Genomic DNA, 22012 nt, shown 5'->3' with positions numbered 1-22012 from the left:
TCCCGGGTGCCCCTGGACGTGCCAGGATCGGCAGTGCCATGACTTCGACGCCTGTCACCACCGCTGCCCCGACCGCCGCCGCCGACACCGCCCCCGCCGCCGCTCCGGCCGCGGGGACCGCAGACGGGACCGCGCTCCACGCTCCGGTCACCGCCTGGTTCGACGAGCACGCCCGCGATCTGCCCTGGCGCCGCCCCGAGGCGGGCGCCTGGGGTGTGATGGTGAGCGAGTTCATGCTGCAGCAGACCCCGGTCAGCAGAGTGCTGCCGGTGTACGAGCAGTGGCTGGCCCGCTGGCCGCGCCCCGCCGACCTGGCCGCCGAGGCGCCGGGCGAGGCGGTGCGGGCCTGGGGCCGGCTCGGCTATCCACGGCGCGCGCTGCGCCTGCATGCCGCCGCGTCCGCCATACAGGAGCGGCACGGCGGTGACGTACCGCGCGAGCACGGCCAGTTGCTGGCGCTGCCCGGTGTGGGCGAGTACACCGCCGCGGCGGTGGCGTCCTTCGCGTACGGGCAGCGGCACGCGGTGCTGGACACCAATGTGCGCCGGGTGTTCGCCCGCGCGGTGGCCGGCCGCCAGTACCCGCCGAACGCCACCACCGCGGCGGAGCGCAAGCTCGCCCGCCAGTTGCTGCCCGAGGACGAAAAGCTGGCGGCGCGTTGGGCGGCCGCCACCATGGAGTTGGGCGCGCTGCTGTGCACGGCGCGCACCCCGGAGTGCGGACGCTGCCCGATCGCCGCGCAGTGCGCCTGGCGGCAGGCCGGGTCCCCGGCACACGACGGTCCGCCGCGGCGCACCCAGGCGTACGCCGGTACCGACCGGCAGGTGCGCGGCAAGCTGCTGGCCGTACTGCGCGAGGCGGTCTCGCCGGTGCCGCAGGTGGCACTGGACGCGGTGTGGGACGAGCCGGTGCAGCGGGCCCGGGCGCTGGACGGCCTGGTCTCGGACGGCCTGGTGGAGCCACTGGGCGGCGGCCGCTACCGCCTGCCACTGACGTGAGGCCGCTGTCACCTACGTATATGCAGCCCTCGCGTTCGCATACCCAGCCCTTACGCACAGCCGTCACAGAGCGAGGCCGCGCCGGCGGCCCGCTCCCGACTCCGGCCGAAAAGCGTCCCTATGCGACCGAATACCGCCCCTCCCACCCCCGGCTGCCACCTCGAAACGCCCAATAGGCCTTCAGGTAGGGGTGCTTCTCCCCCCGGAGTATGACGCGCGTAACCCCGTCGTACGTCCGAGGTATGACCCCCGGCGGGCTGTTACACAACCGAGGGTTTTCCGTGCACTCGCTGTGGGGCCGACGCACATTGCGCCGCAACACCCCCTCCGTAGCGTCTTCCTCGTGCTGGAGATGACCGCCAGCACGGTCAACGTGGGGAATCGCAAGCGGATCGGAGGCGTCGAAATGGCGACCAGCGGCGGCAAGGTACTGGACTTCGAAGAGTACGTGCGTACGCGGCAGGAGGCACTGCTGCGCAGCGCCCGGCGTCTGGTACCCGACCCGGTCGACGCCCAGGACCTGCTGCAGACGGCTCTGGTCCGCACGTACGGCCGCTGGGACGGCATCGCGGACAAGTCGCTGGCCGACGCCTACCTCCGCCGCGTCATGATCAACACGCGGACGGAGTGGTGGCGGGCCCGCAAGCTGGAGGAGGTGCCGACCGAGCAGCTCCCGGACGCGAGCGTGGACGACGGCACCGAGCAGCGCGCCGACCGTGCCCTCCTGATGGACATCCTCGGAGTGCTGGCGCCCAAGCAGCGCAGCGTCGTCGTGCTGCGACACTGGGAGCAGATGAGCACCGAGGAGACCGCGGCGGCGCTCGGCATGTCCACGGGTACCGTCAAGAGCACGCTGCACCGCGCACTGGCCCGGCTGCGGCAGGAGCTGCAGATGCGTGACATCGACGCCCGGATGCTGGAGCGTGGCGAGCGGGAGCGGGAGCGGTGCGCGGCCTGACCCGCGGCCCACGGCACCCGGCGCGGAGCGGGACGACGCACAGCGCGGCATTACGTGCGGCGGCATCGCATGTGGCTGACTTGCATGTGAGTGCGGTCACGCCCGCAGGCGCCCTACGGCTCACAGCTCGACGCGCGACAATCACATCAGGAACAGCAGCGGGATCGGCAGCTGTGCGAGCAGCACGGTGAGCGGGAGCGGATTGTCCAGGAACAGGTTGACCAGGTCCGGGTTGACCAAAGGCGGCGCAGCCACGGCAGGAGTGGCCGCCGTCGGCCTTTTGCTGGCCGGATGCAATCCGGGGGGCGAGGGCGTGCGCAGCGAGGGCTCGGCCAGCAGCACCCCCGCGCCCAAGGGCGCGGTGAGCAACGCGCCCAGCCCCACCTCGACCGCCGGCTACAAGAAGATCGACGCCGTCCAGCTGATGAAGGACGATCCCAAGGTCGGCGCGGATGTGAAGAAGTCCCTCTACAAGCCCTGCGCCGCCGACGAGTACCCGGTCGAGGTGACCTATGCGTCGCTGACCGGCAGCAAGTCCCCCGATGTCATCGTCAACGTCATGACCTGCGCGGATTCCGTGGGGATCGGCAGTTACGTCTATCGCAAGCGCAGCGGTGCGAAGCACGGGTATGACAACGTGTACGCCAACGAGCAGCCGTCGGTCTACGCCGGGGTCAACAAGGGCGAGCTGGAGGTCTCCAAGCAGACCTATGCCACCGGCGACAAGGTGTGCTGCCCTTCCGGTGAGGACGTGCTGACCTACCGTTGGAGGAGCGGTCACTTCACCCAGTACGACAGCTATCACACCGACTACAGCAAGACCACCGTCGACGGCCCCAAGCCGACCGACGGCACGGGATCGGAGGATTGAGAGAACCGCATGGCCGAGACCCATGTGCTCTTCGTCGAGGACGACGACGTCATCCGCGAGGCCACCCAGCTCGCACTGGAGCGGGACGGCTTCGTGGTCACCGCGATGCCCGACGGGCTCGCGGGCCTGGAGGCGTTCCGCGCCAACCGTCCCGACATCGCGCTGCTCGATGTGATGGTGCCGGGGCTGGACGGCGTCAGCCTCTGCCGCCGGATCCGCGATGAGTCGACGGTCCCCGTGATCATGCTCTCCGCGCGCGCCGACTCCATCGATGTGGTGCTCGGCCTGGAGGCCGGCGCCGACGACTATGTCACCAAGCCGTTCGACGGTGCGGTGCTGGTCGCCCGGATCCGTGCCGTACTGCGCCGCTTCGGCCACGCCAGCGGCCCGGAAGGCGCCAGGCCCGCCGCGGCGGCGGAGGACGATCCCTCCGATCCGCTGCTGCGCTTCGGCGATCTCGAGGTCGACACCGAGGGCATGGAGGTGCGCAAGGGCGGCACGAATGTCGCGCTGACGCCCACCGAGATGCGGCTGCTGCTGGAGTTCTCCAACGCACCGGGTACGGTCCTCTCGCGCGACCGGCTGCTGGAGCGGGTGTGGGACTACGGCTGGGGTGGTGACACCCGGGTGGTGGACGTCCATGTCCAGCGGTTGCGCGGCAAGATCGGCCAGGACCGGATCGAGACGGTCCGCGGCTTCGGATACAAGCTGAGAGGCTGACACCTCCGGTGGTCAGGCTGGCCCTGCGGACGGGGCTGAGATGGAAGCTCAGCGCCGCGATCGCGCTTGTCGGAGCGCTGGTCGCGGTCGCGCTGAGCCTTGTCGTGCACAACGCCGCCCGCCACTCCATGCTCGACAACAGCCGGGATGTGCAGGTCGAGCGGCTCAACTTCACGCAGAAGATCTTCGAGTCCACCAACCGGCTGCAGTTCGGCGCGAAGATCGACGATCCGGCGCTGCCGCCGGCGCTGCGCAAAGAGGTCGCCGAGGGCGAGCGCGCCACCTACCTTCAGGACACCGGGGAGACCGCACCCGAGGTGTGGGCGGCCTCGCCGCTCAGCAACGGCCGGGTGCTGTCCGTCCACGACCGCTTCCCCGACCGCTTCGCCGTCCTCGACGATCTGGACCAGGCGCTGGTCATCGGCTCGACCGCGGTCGTGGTCGGCGGCTGCGCGCTGGGGGTGCTGGTCGGCGGGGGGCTGTCCAAGCGGCTGCGCAAGGCGGCCGCGGCGGCGGGCAAGCTCGCCGACGGCGACACCTCGGTCCGTATCCGCGACGAGGTCGGCGGCCGGGTGCGCGACGAGACCGACGATCTGGCCTGGGCGGTGGACGCCATGTCGGACGCCCTCCAGGAGCGCATCGAGGCCGAGCGCCGGGTCACCGCCGATATCGCGCACGAGCTGCGCACCCCGGTCACCGGTCTGCTGACCGCCGCCGAGCTGCTGCCGCCGGGCCGCCCCTCCGAGCTGGTCCGCGACCGGGCGCAGGCGCTGCGCACCCTCGTCGAGGACGTACTGGAGGTGGCCCGGCTCGACGGTCATGCGGAGCGCGCCGAGTTGCAGGACGTGGCGCTCGGCGAGTTCGTCGCCCGCCGGGTACGCGCCCTGGACCCGGAGATCACCATCGACGTCGTACGCGATGCCGAGGTCACCACCGATCCGCGCCGTCTGGAGCGGATCCTCGGCAACCTCATCGCCAACGCCGCCCGGCACGGCAAGCCGCCGATCGAGGTCACCGTCGAGGGCCGGGTGCTGCGGGTCCGCGACCACGGTGTGGGCTTCCCGGAGGCGCTGCTGCGCGAGGGCCCGAGCCGCTTCCGCACCGGCAGCAGCGACCGCGCCGGCCGCGGTCACGGCCTGGGCCTGACCATCGCGGCCGGCCAGGCGCGGGTGCTCGGCGCCCGCCTCACCTTCCGTAACGCCGATGAACTCACCGACGGCTCGACCGGCGCGGTCTCGCTCCTCTGGCTCCCGGAGAACGCCCCGACCAACACCGGCAGCTTCCCGGTCATCCATCTCCCCGACCGCTGACCGCTGACGGGGGCGGCGACACTGCCCGCCCGGTACACGACGAGCGGCACACGACGAGCGGCCCCCGGCAGATGCGCCGGGGGCCGCTCGTCGGCCGAGAAACGGGTCGGTCAGACGGTCTCCGCAACCGCCACCCGGTCCACCGGAGCGTCCCCACCCTCCGGGCTCTCGGCAGGCTTGGCCGGGCCGCCGCGCAGCGGCACCTCCTTGAGGAACCAGGCCGCGGCGAAGCCGATGATGCTGACGGCCGCGCCCCACAGGAAGACATGGTGGGTGCCGGTGGCGACCGCGTGGTCGTAGGCGTCCCTGATCATCGGCGGCAGCTTGGCAAGGCCCTTCGGGTCCATCTGGGCCCCGCCGCTGGTCATCTTCTCGCCGGCCTTGCCGATCCGCTCGACCATGGTGGACTGCACCTGGTTGGTGAAGATCGCGCCGAAGATCGCGACGCCGAAGGAGCCGCCGATCGTACGGAAGAGGGTGGCGGACGACGAGCCGACGCCCATGTCCTTCATCTCGACACTGTTCTGCGCGATCAGCATCGTGGTCTGCATCAGGAAGCCCATACCGGCACCGAGCACCGCCATATAGACGCCGGAGGTGAAGCGCGTGGTGTCGGTGTCCATCAGGGACAGCAGCGCAAGGCCCACGGTGATGCAGGCGCCACCGACCACGACGAAGATCTTGTACTTACCGGTCTGGGTGGTGACCCGGCCGGCGAACAGCGACACGACCATCATCGCCAGCAGCATCGGCAGCAGCAGCAGACCGGAGTTGGTGGCCGAGGCGCCCTGCACGGTCTGCTGGAACAGCGGCAGGAAGGTCATCGACCCGAACATCACAAAGCCGACCAGGAAGCCGATGAGCGTGACGAGCGAGAAGTTGCCGTTACGGAAGATGTGCAGCGGCAGCACCGGCTCGCTGACCTTGCGCTCCACCAGGAGGAAGGCGACGAGCGCGACCACACCGAGGATCCCGAGGCCGATGATCTGGCCGGACAGCCAGTCGTACTCGGTGCCGCCCCAGGTGGTGATCAGTACCAGCGAGGTGATGCCGATGGTGAGCAGCGCGGCGCCGACGTAGTCGATACGGGTCTGCGCCCGCTTCTTCGGCAGATGCAGCACCGCGGTCACCATGATCAGCGCGATCGCACCGAGCGGCAGGTTGATGTAGAAGCTCCAGCGCCAGCCGAGGTGGTCGGTGATGGTGCCGCCGACCAGCGGCCCGCCGATCATCGCGACGGCCATGACGCCGGCCATCATGCCCTGGTACTTGCCGCGCTCCCGCGGCGGAATCAGATCACCGATGATCGCCATGACGCCGACCATCAGACCGCCCGCGCCCAGGCCCTGTACCGCGCGGAAGCCGATCAGCTGCCCCATGTCCTGCGCCATGCCGGACAGTACGGAGCCGATCAGGAAGATCACGATGGACGTCAGGAAGACGCCCTTGCGTCCGTACATGTCGCCGAGCTTGCCCCAGATCGGCGTCGAGGCGGCGGTCGCGAGCGTGTACGCGGTGACGACCCAGGACAGATGCTCAAGTCCGCCCAGTTCGCCGACGATGGTCGGCATCGCGGTGCCGACGATCATGTTGTCCAGCATCGCCAGCAGCATCGCGATCATCAGCGCGAAGAGCACCATGCGCACACTGGCCGGCTGCTTGCCCGCGCTCGGCGCGGACGGCGGTCCGTCTCCCGCCTCCGTTATCCGTCCGTCCCCCGTCGGGGTCGCATTCTGCGACTTCCCCATCACTCACTCCCACTTACTTGCCGCCCGGCTAGTTCAGTACAGTGATGAAGGTAGGCGGGCAACTAGCCGGGCGTCAAGTAAGTTTCCTTGACGCCCCCCTGGGCAGCCCTCTGACCAGTACCGACAACGCAGGAGAGCACCATGAGCACACCGCAGGCGCGCAGGGGGAACACCCGTCAGCGCATTCAGGACGTCGCTCTGGAGCTGTTCTCCGCGCAGGGCTACGACAAGACCTCACTGCGCGAGATCGCCGAAAAGCTCGAGGTCACCAAGGCGGCGCTGTACTACCACTTCAAGACCAAGGAAGACATCGTCATCAGCCTGTTCCAGGATCTGGCCAAGCCGATCGACGACCTGATCGCCTGGGCGCAGACGCAGCCGCGCACCCTGGAAACCAAGAAGGAGCTCATCCGCCGCTACAGCGAATCGCTGCGCGCCGGCGAGCCCCTCTTCCGCTTCATGCAGGAGAACCAGCCCGCGGTACGCGAGCTGAGCATCGGCGAGAGCTTCAAAGCGCGCATGCTGACCCTCTTCGGCCTCCTGAAGGAGCCCGACGCCGAGCTGACGGATCAGGTGCGCTGCATCACGGCGCTGTTCTCCATGCATGCGGGCATGTTCGCGATGCAGAACGTGGAGGGCGACCCCGAGGAGAAGCGCAAGGCCATCCTCGAGGTCGCCACAGAACTGGTCACGGCGGCAAACCCGCCGAACCGCCGGCCAGCCCGGCCGGATTCAGCTCAGACGGCGTCGCCGTGAGCCCGCAGGAATCCGGTCGGCTCGATGCCCGTCCCGTAGTTGGGACCGGTGCGGACCTCGAAGTGCAGGTGGGGGCCGGTCGAGTTACCGGTGCTGCCGGACAGACCGATCTGCTCGCCGGTGCCGACCTGCTCACCGACGTGGACCTGGATCTGTGACAGGTGCGCGTACTGGGTGTACATACCGTTGTCGTGCTTGATCACAATGGCGTTGCCGTACGCCGGGCCGTCGCCGCCACCCCAGGGGCCGGCCTTGACGACGGTGCCCTTGTGGACGGCCTTGACCGCGGTGCCGGTCGGCACGACGAAGTCCTGGCCACTGTGGTTGTGCGCCCAGTGGCTGCCGGCCAGGCCGAAGGACGAGCCGAGGACGTACTTCTCGACCGGCTTGACCCAGGCGTTGGCCTTCTTGGCCGCGTCCTGCTCGGCCTTGGCCGCGTTCTGCTTGGCCTTGGCCGCGGCGGCCTTGGCGTCGACGGCGGCCTTGGCCTGCGCGTCGGCCTGCGCGGTGACGGCCGAACCGACGCCCGAGGTGAGGCTCGTCAGACCGCCGTCGGCGGCGGAGGCGACACCGGCGCCCAGGGCGGCGGCGACACCGACACCGGCGGCCACAACGGCGACGCGATTGCGCAGAGCGGACTTCTTCGAATTGCGAACAGCGGTGAACTTCGACATGCGGGTTTTTCCTCCGTGAATTGATTGGTTTCCCGGCTGCGGACCGGGATCGCCATTCCTTGGTAACCCGCATGCGCCGCCCCGCCAAGGGGCCTTTCTACTATCCCGGCCCGTATCGCGGACCCCGGCAATGAGGCCCTTGCGGTCCGGCCAGACCTCTGCACCAAACCCCCGAAATGGGACAACTCGGGCGAGGCCGGGGAGCCCTCACACCCCGCTTGAGCAGGGGCTTTACCCGTACGTGGCACGGGCGGCGCACAGTCCGCCGCATCCGCCGCCCACACACCCCGCCCCAAGACCCCAAAACCCCCACCTCCCCGCCCCGCACTTCCCCTAATTTCTTTAGTAGGCCCCAAATCGCCTGTGCGCCATGTCACGGAGAAGCAAGATCCAATGCCTTTTCCCTGTGACCTGGGCTACTCCGAAATCTGTGACGCGGGTTACTCGGCACCGCCGGATATCCCATTCGGAAGACATCCGAACGGCATTTCCGTGACCGGCGCCACACCTTTCCGGCCGCATTCGCGCCGTACTCGCCCCGCATTCGCGCCGTACTCACTCCGCACCCGCTCCGTACGCGAACCTGGCCGATCCCCGCCCGGCGCCCCCGCGGCCGCTCTAGCCTGGCCCGACGACATCGCCGGCCACGGGGGAGGGCGCACCGCACGATGGACCCGTCAGCAGTAGGTGTCCGACTCGCCTCCGGCGTGGTCGCACCGCTCGTCAGAAAGCTCTTCGTCAAGGAAGGGCCGGGCGCCGGCCTGGTGGCGGGACCCGTACGGATGTCGGCGCTGGTGTCCTTCAAGGGCGAGCAGCGCACGCTGTCCGACAAGAACCTGCACAAGCTCGCGGCAGAGCTGGTGGACCGGGCCGTACGCGCCGCCGGCCCGGGCGAGCGGCCGGTCCCCGAGGACGAGGAAGGGGCCGTGGCCGACGCGCTGGCCACCACGCTGCGCGGCCTCGGCGCTCTCGACATGGACGATGTACAGGCCGTGCATCTGGGCTCCACCGCCCTCGCCGAACGCCTCGAAGCGGCCAGTCCCCATGCCGTCCGCGGCCTCTCACGGGACGCCGAGCTGCTGCACGGCACCCTGCTGGGCATCGCCTGCCTGCACATCGTGCACTTCTTCACCCAGCGGTCGACCTTTGTGGCCCGCACCCTCGTCCAGCAGAGCCGGAGCCTGGACAGCCTGATCACGGTCATCGACGAGTTCATCGAGCGGCATCCGTCGCAGCGGGCCTCGGACACCGCTTTCGAGCGCGGCTACCTCTCCTACATCGCCCGCAAGCACAGCCGCCTGACCATCTACGGCATCGATCTCGCCCATTCCCCGGACCGGTGGCCGCTCGATGCGGCGTACATGAGCCTGGAGGCGACGGCCCCGGCCGCCCGCGAGCCCAACGCCATCAGCCCCTGGGACGACGAAACCGTCCCGCAGGCCGCGGCGCCCGCCCCCGTCCCCGCCGACCAGGCCCTGGCCGGCCGCGACCGGGTCCTGCTGCGCGGCGTCGCCGGCTCCGGCAAGAGCACCCTCGTCCAGTGGCTGGCCGTCTCCTGCACCAAGGCCCCCGGCGAGACCGCCCTCCCCCACCTCTACGGCCGGATCCCCTTCGTCCTCCCCCTGCGCACCCTCACCCGCGACCGTGCGCCCCTGCCCACCCCCGACCGCTTCCTTCCGGCCGTCGGCTGCCCCGTGTCCGGCGCACAGCCGGACGGCTGGGCCGACCGCGTCCTGACGTCCGGGCGGGCGCTCCTCCTGGTCGACGGCCTGGACGAGATCCCCGAGCGCGAGCGCGAACAGGCCCGCCGGTGGCTGCGCGATCTCCTCGACGCCTTCCCGCACAACCTGTGGATGGTCACCACCCGCCCCTCCGCCGTACGCGACGACTGGCTGGCCGCCGACGGCTTCGGCGAGCTGACGCTCTCCCCCATGCGCCGCGCCGAGGTCGCCGCGTTCATCGGCCGCTGGCACGACGCGGCCCGCTGCGACGCCGAGGACCCCGAGCGCCTCGACGCCTACGAGCAGTCCCTGCTGGCCGCCGTCCACACCAAACAGGACCTCGGCAGGCTCGCCACCAACCCCCTGATGTGCGGCCTGATCTGCGCCCTGCACCGGGACCGCCGCGGCTATCTGCCCAGCGGCCGCAAGGAGCTTTACGACGCCGCCCTCGGCATGCTGCTCTCCCGCCGCGACCGCGAACGCGATATGGCCGCCCCTACGGGCATCGAGCTGAGCGACGAGCCACAGATCCAGCTCCTCCAGCGGCTCGCGTACTGGCTCATCCGTAACGGGCGTACGGAACTCGACCGCGAGCGGGCCGAGCGCATCATCGGCGAGGCGCTGCCGGCCGTCCCCACGGCCGCGGCGCAGGGCACCGCCGAGGCCGTCTTCCGCCATCTGCTGCTGCGGAGCGGGCTGCTGCGCGAACCGTCACCCGGCTCGGTGGACTTCGTCCACCGGACCTTCCAGGACTACCTCGGCGCCAAGGCGGCCGTCGAGGACGGGGACTTCGGGCTGCTGGTGGCGCATGCGACGGACTCCCAGTGGGAGGACGTGATCCGGATGGCGGTGGCGCATGCCAGGCCGCGCGAACGCGCCGAGATTTTACGTGAGTTGATCGCACACGGGGATCGCATCGAGGACGAGCTCACCCGTCTGCGCCTCCACCTACTCGGCCTGGCCTGCCTGGAGCACGCCACCGAACTCGATCCGCGCGTAAGGGACCTGGTGAACGAGCGCGCCAGGGCGATCCTGCCGCCCCGCAGCCGCGAGGAGTCGAAACTGCTCGCGGAGGTGGGGCCCCTGGTGCTGGAACTGCTGCCCGGCCCGGACGGGCTGGAGGACGACGAGGCGCAGGAGGTGGTGGCCACCGCCGCGCTGATCGGCTCGGATGCGGCGCTGGAAATTCTGAAGCGCTTCCGGGGCCTTCCCTCTCTCGGCTCCCAATACCAACTCGCCTGGGCCTGGGCGAAATTTGATACCGACTGCTATGCACAGGAAATCATCCGCCATCTCGGTACCAACGTAACGGTCACCGCAGCAACACCCGCCGAACTGCGCGCTCTCCGAGCCCTCGGTGGCCGGCCGCGCACCCTCGTCAGCGGATCCTTCACCTCCGACGAACTCCTCGATGGACTGCACCCCGGCCAGATCACACATCTGACCCTCGAACACAACCCGGAGATCAGCAGTCTCGAATTCATCCAGGAATTCCCGGTACTGGAGTCACTGGCGCTCTGGGACTGCCCATCGGTCGCAAGCTTCGCCCCTCTCGCGCCCCTGCCTATTAGGACGCTTTCCGTCACCGGCCTGGAGGGCGACGCGGTGCCCAGCCCGTGCGGGCTCGGCCACCTGCGCCATACCGAGAGATTGATGGTCGGCACCCCGCTCCCGCCGGAGGGCCTGGAGGCACTACCGACGGATGCCCGGTTGACCAGCCTGACACTGCAGATGCCGATCGGATCCGAATGCAGCCGAGTGACGGCCTGGCCCCATCTGCAGCACCTCCGGCTGGAGCGCATCACCCAGGATTTCGGCGAAGCCCAGTGGTGTGCTCTCACGCGCCTTCCCAAGCTGGAGCATTTTGAGTTCGGCGCAGACAGCCAAGGCATCCTGCGTGTGCCACCCGGCCTTCAACTGCCTCAGGTGAAGGACCTCAGCATCCTCAACTTCTCACGCCATCCAGCATCCGATCTGAGTCAGATGCTGCGCACAACTCTCCCGGCCTTCCCCGGCCTCCAGAGCCTCCATCTGTACGGCATGACCGGCGTTCCAATCGCCCTTCCCCCCTTGACGGCTCTTTCCGGCCTCAAGAAGGTGCATCTCTCCCAGCTCCGCCCAGAGCCCGCCCCCACCCTCCCTCCCCACATCAAACTCACCCTCCACCCCCGCCCCCGCGCCTAGGCTGGCCGGCAACAACCTCAATACCCTTACCCGGCAGCGCAGTTACGGGGAGCCATGGATCCCACAACCATCCTCGCCCGCCTCGCCCCACACACCATCGATCCGCTGATCCGCAAGCTCTTCGTCACCGACGGGCCGGTCGCCGAGCCCGTCGACCGGCCCGTACGCATCTCCCACCTGGTCTCCTTCACCGGCGAGAAGCCGGCCCTGACCGAGCAGGAGCTGCACCGCCTCGCCGCGGCCCTCGTCGAGCAGGCAACGGGCGGCGAGGACGAGGACGACGACCAGGCCGTCACCAGCGCCCTCGCCCGCACTTTCCGGGCGCTCGCCGACATCGAGATGGACGACCTCGACGCCGTCCGCCTGCTCCCCGCCGAATTCGCCCATCGCCTCTGCGAGACCGTGCCCGGCGTCACCCGCGGGCTGACCCACGACGGAGCCTGGCTGCACGGGCTGCTGCTGGACGCCGCGGCGTTGCACATCCTGCACTTCTTCACCCGTCGGTCGGCCTATGTGGCCCGCACCCTGGCCGAGCAGACCCGTACCCTCGCCGAGCTGATCCACCGCCAAGCCACCGCCGGCCCGCTCATACCGTCCCCGCCCCCCGCCGCCGAGGACGGCACCGCCCAGGACGCCGACGCCGCCTTCGAGGCGCGCTACGCCCGCGCCACCGCCACCCTCCACAACCACCTCACCATCTACGGCATCGATCTCGCGCACTCCCCGGACAGCTGGCCGCTGGACGCCGCCTACCTGGGGCTGCAGTGCGAGCCCGGTCCGCCGGAGCCCGACGGGGGCCGACCGGACGGTGGCGAGGCCGCCCCTCAGGACACGACCGGCCAGGACGACCCCCCGCTCCCCGCCGAGCAGGCGCTCTCCGGCCGCAGCCGGGTCCTGGTCCGCGGGGTGGCCGGGTCCGGCAAGACGACATTGCTGCAGTGGCTGACCGTCGCCACCGCCCGTGACGAGCTGCCCGAGGCACTGGCGGCGCTGCGCGGCCGGGTGCCGTTCCTGCTGCCCGTACGCCGCTTCGCCCGGGAGGGACTGCCCTCGCCCGGCACGTTCCTGAGCGCCGTCGGCCACGAGGACACGGCCAAGGCGCCGGACGGCTGGGTGGAGCGGGTGCTCGACTCCGGCCGGGCGCTCCTGCTGATCGACGGGATCGACGAGGCCCCGGAGAGCGACCGCGAGCAGGTGCGCCGCAAGCTCGGCGAGTGGACCACCCGCTATCCGGGCAACGTCTGGATCGTCACCTCCCGGCCCTCGGCCGTACCCGGCCATTGGCTGGCCGGTGAGGGGTTCAGCGAGGTGTCACTGGCCCCGATGAGCCGCGAGGACGTCGCCGCGTTCATCCAGCGCTGGCACCGCGCCGCCGCCCAGCAGAGCCCGGCCGACCTGGGCCGGCTCGGCCATTACGAGCGGACACTGCTCAATGCCGTACGCATCACCCGCGATCTGGGGCGGCTGGCGACCAATCCGCTGATGTGCGGGCTGCTGTGCGCCTTGCACCGCGATCGCCGCGGCTATCTGCCCAACGGCCGCAAGGAGCTCTACGACGCCGCGCTGTCGATGCTGCTGGAGCGGCGCGACCGGGAGCGGGCGATGGCCGCCACCGACGGCGTCGAGCTGACCCGACAGCCCAAGATCCAGCTGCTGCAGAAGCTCGCCCACTGGATGCTGGTCAACGGCCGCTCCGAGATGGACCGGGCCGCCGCGATCGACACCCTTGCCCGGCATCTGCCCGCCATACCGGACGCGGCCCGCCAGGGCGGCCCCGAGGACGTCTTCCGGCATCTGCTCAACCGGACCGGGCTGCTGCGCGAGCCCACCCCCGGCACCGTCGATTTCGTCCACCGCACCTTCCAGGACTATCTCTCCGCCCGCGCGGTCGTTCAGCGGCACGATTTCGGGTTGCTGCTCGACCACGCCCACCACGACGACTGGGAGGACGTCATCCGGATGGCCGTGGCGCTGGCCCGCCCGGACGAGTGCGCGGCCCTCCTGGACGGGCTGCTCGCCCCGCACTCCGGCGTCCGCGCCGCCGAGGCCCGGCACCGCAAGCTGCTGGCGGCCGCCTGTCTGGAGCACGCCACCGAGCTGGACCCGGCGGTCCGGGCGCGGGTGCGGCGCTTCACCCGCGACATGGTGCGCCCCAGCACCCCGTCCGCGGCCCGCGCGCTGGGCTGGATCGGGCCGATCGTGCTGGAGATGCTGCCCGATCCCACGCCGGTGCCGGACAGCGAGGCATATCTCCTCGCGATCACCGCCACCTCGATCGCGGACGACCGGGCGATCGACTATCTGACGGCGCTGCGCGGCCGGGCGCACCATGACGTACGGGCGCAGCTCGCCGGGGCCTGGCGGCGCTATGACACCGCCCGCTACGCCCGCGAGATCATCGCCCATCTCGAACCGGCCGAGCTGTACTTTCCGGTCTCCGACCTGGAAGAACTGCACGCCCTGCGGCGGCTGGGCGGCCGCCCGCAGCTGCGGATCTCCGGGCCCTTCACCCCCGATCAGCTCGTCGAGGGCATCGCCCCGGCCGACGGGCTGACCCGGCTGTGGCTCGCCTACGACCTCGGCGTCTCCATGGAATGGCTGTCCGCATTCCCGAAACTGGACACGCTCCGGATCGGCCGTCGCATTCCGCCGGTGATCGGCGTTCCCGACGGCATTCGCGTTGTCCAGATGTAGGCCGGACGGCGCCGACCGGTCGCGCCGATAAGATCCACACAATCCCGGCACACCGAATTCTTACCGGATATGACCCCGGTACCACCGAATACAGAACTGCCCCGGAATCGTACGAAACGATTCCGGGGCAGTGCCGTATGCGAGATATGCGCCTTTGGCGCTGTACCGCTTAGGCGTCCTTGCTCAGGTTCGGACCCGAACCGCCGGCCGCGGACTCGATCGGCGGGGCGTCCGGCAGCGCGGACTTCTCCTCGCCACGGAAGGTGAACTTGGCAGCCTCACCCTCGCCCTCGACGTCGACGACCACGATGTGGCCCGGACGCAGCTCGTTGAAGAGGATCTTCTCCGAGAGGGCGTCCTCGATCTCGCGCTGGATCGTGCGGCGCAGCGGACGGGCGCCGAGCACCGGGTCGTACCCGCGCTTGGCCAGCAGCGACTTGGCCTCGCCGCTGAGCTCGATGCCCATGTCGCGGTCCTTGAGCCGCTCGTCCACCTTGGCGATCATGAGGTCGACGATCTGGATGATGTCTTCCTCGGTCAGCTGGTGGAAGACGACGGTGTCGTCGACACGGTTGAGGAACTCGGGGCGGAAGTGCTGCTTGAGCTCTTCGTTGACCTTGTTCTTCATCCGCTCGTAGCTGGACTTGGTGTCGCCCTGGGCCGCGAAGCCCAGGTTGAAGCCCTTGGAGATGTCCCGGGTGCCGAGGTTGGTCGTCATGATGATGACCGTGTTCTTGAAGTCCACGACCCGGCCCTGGGAGTCGGTCAGCCGACCGTCCTCCAGGATCTGCAGCAGCGAGTTGAAGATGTCCGGGTGGGCCTTCTCGACCTCGTCGAAGAGCACGACGGAGAACGGCTTGCGGCGCACCTTCTCGGTGAGCTGACCGCCCTCTTCGTAGCCGACGTAGCCGGGAGGCGAACCGAACAGCCGCGAGACCGTGTGCTTCTCGCTGAACTCCGACATGTCGAGGGAGATCAGCGCGTCCTCGTCACCGAAGAGGAACTCCGCCAGCGTCTTGGACAGCTCGGTCTTACCGACACCGGAGGGACCGGCGAAGATGAACGAGCCACCGGGACGCTTGGGGTCCTTCAGGCCGGCACGCGTACGGCGGATGGCCTGGGAGAGCGCCTTGATGGCGTCCTTCTGGCCGATGACGCGCTTGTGCAGCTCGTCTTCCATACGGAGCAGACGCGAGGACTCTTCCTCGGTGAGCTTGAAGACGGGGATGCCGGTGGCCGTGGCCAGGACCTCGGCGATCAGCTCCTCGTCCACCTCGGCGACGACATCCATGTCGCCGGCCTTCCACTCCTTCTCCCGCTTCGCCTTCGCGGCCAGGAGCTGCTTCTCCTTGTCGCGCAGGCCCGCGGCCATCTCGAAGTCCTGCGAATCGATCGCGGACTCCTTCTCCCGGCGCACATCGGCGATCTTCTCGTCGAATTCGCGCAGGTCCGGCGGCGCGGTCATCCGGCGGATCCGCATCCGGGAACCGGCCTCGTCGATCAGGTCGATCGCCTTGTCCGGCAGGAAGCGGTCGGAGATGTAGCGGTCGGCCAGGGTGGCGGCGGCGACCAGCGCGGAGTCCGTGATGGAGACGCGGTGGTGCGCTTCGTAGCGGTCCCGCAGACCCTTGAGGATCTCGATGGTGTGCGGCAGCGACGGCTCCGCGACCTGGATCGGCTGGAAGCGGCGCTCAAGGGCCGCGTCCTTCTCCAGGTGCTTGCGGTACTCGTCGAGCGTCGTGGCACCGATGGTCTGCAGCTCGCCTCGCGCCAGCATGGGCTTGAGGATGCTCGCGGCGTCGATCGCGCCCTCGGCGGCGCCCGCACCCACCAGGGTGTGGAGCTCGTCGATGAACAGGATGATGTCGCCGCGGGTGCGGATCTCCTTGAGGACCTTCTTCAGGCGCTCCTCGAAGTCACCGCGGTAGCGGGAGCCGGCGACCAGGGCACCGAGGTCGAGGGTGTAGAGGTGCTTGTCCTTGAGGGTCTCGGGCACCTCGCCCTTGACGATGGCCTGTGCCAGGCCCTCGACGACCGCCGTCTTACCGACGCCGGGCTCGCCGATGAGCACCGGGTTGTTCTTCGTACGACGGGACAGCACCTGCATGACCCGCTCGATTTCCTTCTCGCGCCCGATGACCGGGTCGAGCTTGGTCTCGCGAGCGGCCTGCGTCAGGTTGCGGCCGAACTGGTCCAGGACGAGGGACGTCGAAGGCGTGCCCTCGGCGGGGCCGCCTGCCGTGGCGGCTTCCTTGCCCTGGTAGCCGGAGAGCAGCTGGATGACCTGCTGCCGCACCCGGTTGAGATCGGCGCCCAGCTTCACCAGGACCTGGGCGGCGACGCCCTCGCCCTCGCGGATCAGGCCGAGCAGGATGTGCTCCGTACCGATGTAGTTGTGGCCGAGCTGGAGGGCCTCGCGGAGCGACAGCTCCAGGACCTTCTTGGCACGGGGGGTGAAGGGGATGTGCCCGGACGGGGCCTGCTGCCCCTGCCCGATGATCTCCTCCACCTGCTGGCGGACCGCCTCGAGCGAAATCCCGAGGCTCTCCAGGGCCTTAGCGGCGACACCCTCACCCTCATGGATCAGGCCCAGGAGGATGTGCTCGGTGCCGATGTAGTTGTGGTTGAGCATCCGGGCTTCTTCCTGAGCCAGGACGACAACCCGCCGCGCGCGGTCGGTGAACCTCTCGAACATCGTTAATCGCTCCTCAGAGCGGTCAGGCAGTTAGGGGTCGGTCCCCTCCCTGTCCTTCCGCATGCTAGTCCCGCGGGGCGGGACAGCTCATTCCAACTGCCGACACCCGTCCGGATCACCCCCGCTCCGGCGGGGAAATTTACTGCCGAACAGCTGACATCTGCTCCAACTCGATGGTGCGAGACGATGTTCCCGCAGGCCAGGCATATACGCCCTCCGCCACTACGCCCGTGGCGAACGCGCCCTTCGCCGACACGCCGTCCGAAGTCGGCCATCGGCCGGGGCGAGGCGCCTTTGGCGCCGGTCACACCGACTCTTCCCACTGAGACTGTCTTACCCGCTGCCACTGACACTCCATGCGGCGTGGGCTCCTTCCATCCGCTACGGGCGAACATCCGCACACCACCGGATGCCTCGGCACGCCCCCTCGCGCGGGCACGGTACGTATCCATGCCTGTACCCAGCGTAACTTCCTGGGTTTTCGGGAGTTGCACCGGGCATGCCCCGCGTGCTTCCGCGCCCCCGCAGCCCTCTCGCCGCCCTCCGCCGGTGGTACGAGGAGGAAATGGGCTGGCCGACCACCGCGACGGAGCCGGTGCAGCTGCTGACGGGGCTGTGCTTCGACGTACTGGAGATGCCCGCCGACGCGGGGAGCGCCGTCCTGCGGCGACTGCCGCGTACCGGCCCGGTGGCGCTCCTTCGGGCCGGACGCGGCGGGAATCACCCGGGTGATCGGCCGAAATTGCTCATGCTCATCGCGGCCGGCGGCGCCGAGGAACTCCCGGGAATCCTGGAATGGCTCGAGTGGGGCGCCCTCACCACGGATCTCACCACGCGTGGGCCCGGAGACCGGATGCCCGCGCCGTCGTTCCCCACAGACGCATCTTCGTCATACGGATTCGAGTCGTACGGATTCGGCGCATGGGAGGCCGCGGGATGGGTGCGACCTCCCCGGCCCGAGTACGAGGCGGAGAATTCCCTGCCCACCACGGGGCTCGGGGCAGGAATCGGGGACGGTGGGGGCGCCCCCGACCTCGTACGACTCGTGAGCACGGCGGCAACGGAGTGCCACCGAGCCCGGTTGTTGCGTGCTCGTAATGCCCAATCGGACCGCGCCTACGGCGATCAGCCGTTGGCCTTCTCGAATGCCTCGCGAATGTCGGCGGGGACACGGCCACGGTCATTGACGTTGTAGCCGTTCTCCTTCGCCCAAGCGCGGATCTTCGCGGTGTCCTGGCCGCCGGCGGAAGCCGCCGCACGCGCCTTGCCGCGGCCCGCAGAACGACCACCGGTCTTGCGGCCCGCCTTCACGAACTCCGCGAGCGACTCGCGCAGCTTCTGGGCGTTGGCGTCGGAGAGGTCGATCTCGTAGGACTTGCCGTCGAGAGCGAACGTCACCGTCTCGTCCGCCTCGCCACCGCTGAGGTCGTCGACAAGAAGAACCTGAACCTTCTGTGCCACCGGTTTCCCTTTCATCGAATGCGGATTACGACGGAAAGCAAACCGCTTTTCCGGGAAAAACACAAACCCTTGGGTAGGGTTCACTTGCCCACAGACCGGGGAACGCATGCTTCCGTAGCCATGAGATAGGGGAGCGATTCGGACATAGAACACTCATCACAGGTGCAGAAGCATGCGACTGTTACCCAGGGTGTTGGGCTTCACTCGTTCGAGACCGAGGAACTCCGCAACGCCCTCGTCATAGGAACGCAGCAGCTCGCTGTAGACATCACCGTCTACCGGAGCCTCGCCGATCTCCACGAAGCCGTGCTTGGTGAAGAACTCGACTTCGAAGGTGAGACAGAAAATGCGCCGCACTCCGAGCCAGCTCGCGGTGCGCACCAGCTTGTCCAGGACTTGATGGCCGACACCGGAGCCCTTCAACCGCGGGTCCACGGCCAGAGTGCGGACCTCTGCCAGGTCTTCCCACATGACATGGAGCGCCCCGCAGCCGACGACCTCGCCGTCTTCGTCGCGCTCCGCCACCCAGAACTCCTGGATGTCCTCGTAAAGCGTGACGGTGGCTTTGTCGAGCAGGATCCCGTCGCGTGAGTAGGCATCGATGAGGCGACGTACGGCCGGTACATCGCTGGTCCTGGCACGGCGGACGGTGAGGCCTTTTGAATGCGGAGGCATGCCCGGACGCTATCGCCCCTTGCCGGTGGCACTCGCCCCGGGTTCATCCCCTTCGGCGGATCCGGCTTCACCGGCCGCTTCCGGTGCCGCTTCTGCTTCGCGTTCTTCGGCCACCGTGCGCTCTTCTTCGGCCGGCCCGGCCTCTTCCGACTGTTGTTCCGCGTCTTCCGCCGGTTCGTCGACTTGGACCATCCGTACGGCATCGCGCAGGGCTTGTCGCTGTTCCGGCGACATCATGCCGAAGAAGGCCACAAGAGCGGCCGCGGGGTTGTCACTGGCGGACCATGCTTCGTTCATCAGTGCGGCCGCGTAGGCGGCGCGAGTGGAGACCGCCTCATATCGATAGGCGCGGCCTTCTGCTTCGCGGCGCACCCAGCCCTTCTGATGGAGGTTGTCCAATACGGTCATGACCGTTGTGTAGGCGATCGACCGTTCCTTCTGCAGATCTTCCAGGACTTCTCGAACGGTGACCGGGCGGTTCCACTCCCAGACCCGCGTCATGACCGCGTCTTCCAGATCACCCAATGGTCTCGGCACACAAGAACAATAGTGGGAGATGTCGCGAATGCCCGTTGATCTCGTGGCGTTTGTGCCGGAAAAAGGATGTACGACCCGGGACGGTCAATCCCGGGCCGTACAGGGCGTGCGGACCGCCGAAATGGCGGTGGGTGGATCAGGCGCCGTGCGCCGTGGGCTCCTGCCCCGCGGACTCGACGCGGGCCAGCGCGGCATCCACGACGGCGTCCTCCTTGGACTTGTTCGCGCCACCCTGGCTCTTGATCATCGTCACGATCAGAGCGGTGAAGGCCACGGCCATCACTACGGGCGGAAGCAACGCTGCGACGTAATCCATGGCGTACGGCCTCCCTTAGGTCATGAGTTTCCAGAGTACGCAGCGCTCAGGCGGTGCGGCTCTCGGGGGGCGGGCCGGGCTTGCGGCGGGGCGGGAACACCTCGCCCGGCGTGGGGATCGGCCGGTCCGGCCGCGGGGTCTTCGGCCGCGGCGCCGGCGCGGGCTCCGGCTTGCGATCCGGTTTCGGCTCGCTCCCGGGCTCCGGTTCCCGCCCGCCACGGGCGCCTGAGCGGCCGCCTGGCAGCGCGCGCAGCCGGACCCGTACGGAGATGTCGGCCAGCTGCTCGCAGTGGCGCAGCAGGGCGCTGCGGCACTCGCGCTCGGCCGGCCCGGCGCGCCGGGTACGCAGCGCGCGCAGGGCGGCGAGGTCGTCGGGGCCGGGGACGTACCCGGTGTCCAGCGCCTCCTTCAGCCGTGCGAGATAGCCGGCGGCGGAGCCCGGCAGGGCTTCGCGGTAGCGGGCGAGGTCGGCCAGCAGGAAGGCGCGCAGCCGGCCGCCTTCGCGGGCCGCCTCGTCGACCGCCTCGGCCAACCGGAGATATTCCTGGATGTCCTGCGACCACTCCGCACCGAAGGCACTGAGCGGGGCGGAGTGGGACGTCGTCTGGAGGGCATGGGCGAGGGCGCGACGGAGCACACGCAACTCATCGGCGCTGAACGCCATGCCGCCGCGGGTTCCGTTTGGCATTGGCATATGGCGACTTTACGACCGTTTTCGACAAAAGCCGCTTAATTCGCGAATGGTGGCGCGGCAGCCTGTGCGTGTCCCCCTGACGACCGGGCCGCCTACGACACCACCGGGCGGCGTCAGGACCGGGCGACGTTCCGCTCGTAGACCAGCCGCAGCCCGATGAGGGTGAGCCACGGCTCGTGCTCGTCGATCACCGAGGACTCGCCGAGCACCATCGGGGCGAGGCCGCCGGTGGCGATCACGGTCACCTCGTCCGGGTCCTCGGCCAGCTCCCGCGCCATCCGCTGCACCACACCGTCGACCTGACCGGTGAAGCCGTAGAGGATGCCGGACTGCATCGCCTCGACGGTGTTCTTGCCGATCACGCTGCGCGGCCGGGCAAGTTCGATCTTGCGAAGCTGGGCGCCCTTGACGCCCAGCGCGTCCACGGAGATCTCGATGCCCGGCGCGATCACGCCGCCGACGTACTCCCCGCGCGCACTGACCGCGTCGAAGGTGGTGGCCGTACCGAAGTCGACGACCACCGCGGGGCCGCCGTAGAGCTCGACCGCCGCCAGGGCGTTGATGATCCGGTCGGCGCCGACCTCCTTCGGGTTGTCCATGAGGATCGGCACACCCGTTTTGACGCCCGGCTCCACCAGGACGGCGGGTACGTCCCCGTAGTAGCGGCGGGTGACCTCGCGCAGCTCGTGCAGGACGGAGGGCACGGTGGAGCAGATGGAGATGCCCTCGATGCCGTCGCCCAGGTCGTCGCCGAGCAGCGGGTGCATCCCCATCAGGCCCTGGAGGAGGACGGCGAGCTCGTCGGCGGTGCGGCGGGCGTCGGTGGAGATCCGCCAGTGCTCGACGATCTCCTCACCGTCGAAGAGGCCGAGGACCGTGTGCGTATTTCCTACGTCGATGGTCAGGAGCATGCTCCGCACCGCCTCCGGTTCACATCACGCACGAAGGGCTCGCCTGGGGTGGTGGGTGGGGCGACGGGTGGGCCTACGTCGATGGTCAG

At 69.2% G+C, this 22012-nt stretch carries 18 protein-coding genes; 9 read left to right on the top strand and 9 right to left on the bottom strand.

Annotated elements, in window-relative coordinates:
* Positions 1-38: 38 nt before the first annotated feature.
* The 5 genes from KI385_RS25935 (at position 39) to cseC (ending at position 4857) form a co-directional block, all read left to right on the top strand.
* Positions 39-998, top strand: coding sequence for an HhH-GPD family protein (locus KI385_RS25935; RefSeq protein ID WP_238574576.1), 960 nt, complete (start codon positions 39-41; stop codon positions 996-998).
* 352 nt (positions 999-1350) lie between these two features.
* On the top strand, positions 1351-1956 hold the full coding sequence (locus KI385_RS25930; protein ID WP_425357095.1) for a SigE family RNA polymerase sigma factor: 606 nt from the start codon (positions 1351-1353) through the stop codon (positions 1954-1956).
* 232 nt (positions 1957-2188) lie between these two features.
* Positions 2189-2827: a hypothetical protein gene (locus KI385_RS25925; protein ID WP_238574575.1), complete on the top strand. Its 639-nt coding sequence runs from the start codon at positions 2189-2191 to the stop codon at positions 2825-2827.
* A 9-nt stretch (positions 2828-2836) separates the two neighbouring features.
* Positions 2837-3547 carry a two-component system response regulator CseB gene (gene cseB / locus KI385_RS25920; protein WP_238574574.1) on the top strand — a complete coding sequence of 237 codons (711 nt, stop codon included), beginning with the start codon at positions 2837-2839 and terminating at the stop codon, positions 3545-3547.
* A gap of 8 nt (positions 3548-3555) precedes the next feature.
* On the top strand, positions 3556-4857 hold the full coding sequence (cseC, locus tag KI385_RS25915) for a two-component system sensor histidine kinase CseC (protein WP_238574573.1): 1302 nt from the start codon (positions 3556-3558) through the stop codon (positions 4855-4857).
* Positions 4858-4967: 110 nt separating this feature from the next.
* Here cseC and KI385_RS25910 read toward each other — a convergent pair whose 3' ends face one another.
* Positions 4968-6605, bottom strand: a complete 1638-nt coding sequence (locus KI385_RS25910) for an MDR family MFS transporter (protein WP_425356953.1) — start codon at positions 6603-6605, stop codon at positions 4968-4970.
* 141 nt (positions 6606-6746) lie between these two features.
* Here KI385_RS25910 and KI385_RS25905 point away from each other — a divergent pair, with 141 nt between their 5' ends.
* Positions 6747-7361, top strand: a complete 615-nt coding sequence (locus tag KI385_RS25905; RefSeq protein ID WP_238574572.1) for a TetR/AcrR family transcriptional regulator — start codon at positions 6747-6749, stop codon at positions 7359-7361.
* Here the strand turns inward: KI385_RS25905 and KI385_RS25900 are convergent.
* A complete protein-coding gene (locus tag KI385_RS25900; RefSeq protein ID WP_238574571.1) occupies positions 7343-8035 on the bottom strand; it encodes a M23 family metallopeptidase in 693 nt (230 codons plus the stop codon). The genes KI385_RS25905 and KI385_RS25900 overlap by 19 nt on opposite strands.
* A gap of 668 nt (positions 8036-8703) precedes the next feature.
* On the opposite strand from KI385_RS25900, the gene KI385_RS25895 reads away from it, so the two are divergent.
* Together KI385_RS25895 and KI385_RS25890 are read left to right on the top strand one after the other, a co-directional pair.
* Positions 8704-11940, top strand: coding sequence for an NACHT domain-containing protein (locus tag KI385_RS25895; RefSeq protein ID WP_238574570.1), 3237 nt, complete (start codon positions 8704-8706; stop codon positions 11938-11940).
* Positions 11941-11994: 54 nt separating this feature from the next.
* Positions 11995-14634: an NACHT domain-containing protein gene (locus KI385_RS25890; protein ID WP_238574569.1), complete on the top strand. Its 2640-nt coding sequence runs from the start codon at positions 11995-11997 to the stop codon at positions 14632-14634.
* 169 nt (positions 14635-14803) lie between these two features.
* Here KI385_RS25890 and KI385_RS25885 read toward each other — a convergent pair whose 3' ends face one another.
* Positions 14804-17329 carry an ATP-dependent Clp protease ATP-binding subunit gene (locus KI385_RS25885; protein ID WP_238574568.1) on the bottom strand — a complete coding sequence of 842 codons (2526 nt, stop codon included), beginning with the start codon at positions 17327-17329 and terminating at the stop codon, positions 14804-14806.
* A gap of 499 nt (positions 17330-17828) precedes the next feature.
* On the opposite strand from KI385_RS25885, the gene KI385_RS25880 reads away from it, so the two are divergent.
* Positions 17829-18524 (top strand): SCO3374 family protein, encoded by a 696-nt coding sequence (locus KI385_RS25880; protein WP_238574567.1) that lies wholly within the window; start codon positions 17829-17831, stop codon positions 18522-18524.
* On the opposite strand, the gene KI385_RS25875 is transcribed toward KI385_RS25880, so the two are convergent.
* From KI385_RS25875 to KI385_RS25850, 6 genes are all read right to left on the bottom strand, one after another.
* Positions 18455-18790: a histone-like nucleoid-structuring protein Lsr2 gene (locus tag KI385_RS25875; protein WP_128511685.1), complete on the bottom strand. Its 336-nt coding sequence runs from the start codon at positions 18788-18790 to the stop codon at positions 18455-18457. The two genes, KI385_RS25880 and KI385_RS25875, sit on opposite strands and share 70 nt — an antisense overlap.
* A 156-nt stretch (positions 18791-18946) precedes the next feature.
* Entirely contained in the window at positions 18947-19465 is a 519-nt protein-coding gene (locus KI385_RS25870) for an amino-acid N-acetyltransferase (protein ID WP_238574566.1), read from the bottom strand.
* A 9-nt stretch (positions 19466-19474) separates the two neighbouring features.
* Positions 19475-20002, bottom strand: coding sequence for a BlaI/MecI/CopY family transcriptional regulator (locus KI385_RS25865; protein WP_281066903.1), 528 nt, complete (start codon positions 20000-20002; stop codon positions 19475-19477).
* A gap of 136 nt (positions 20003-20138) precedes the next feature.
* Positions 20139-20318, bottom strand: a complete 180-nt coding sequence (locus KI385_RS25860) for a hypothetical protein (protein WP_238574565.1) — start codon at positions 20316-20318, stop codon at positions 20139-20141.
* 46 nt (positions 20319-20364) lie between these two features.
* On the bottom strand, positions 20365-20982 hold the full coding sequence (locus KI385_RS25855; RefSeq protein ID WP_425357094.1) for a hypothetical protein: 618 nt from the start codon (positions 20980-20982) through the stop codon (positions 20365-20367).
* A gap of 143 nt (positions 20983-21125) precedes the next feature.
* Positions 21126-21923, bottom strand: a complete 798-nt coding sequence (locus KI385_RS25850) for a type III pantothenate kinase (RefSeq protein ID WP_238574563.1) — start codon at positions 21921-21923, stop codon at positions 21126-21128.
* Positions 21924-22012 lie beyond the last annotated feature (89 nt).

The organism is Streptomyces inhibens (assembly GCF_022221585.1).
GTDB classification, from domain to species: Bacteria; Actinomycetota; Actinomycetes; order Streptomycetales; family Streptomycetaceae; genus Streptomyces; species Streptomyces inhibens.
The sequence above is the reverse complement of the archived record's forward strand: the minus strand, read 5'-3'. Positions and strand labels throughout refer to the sequence as shown.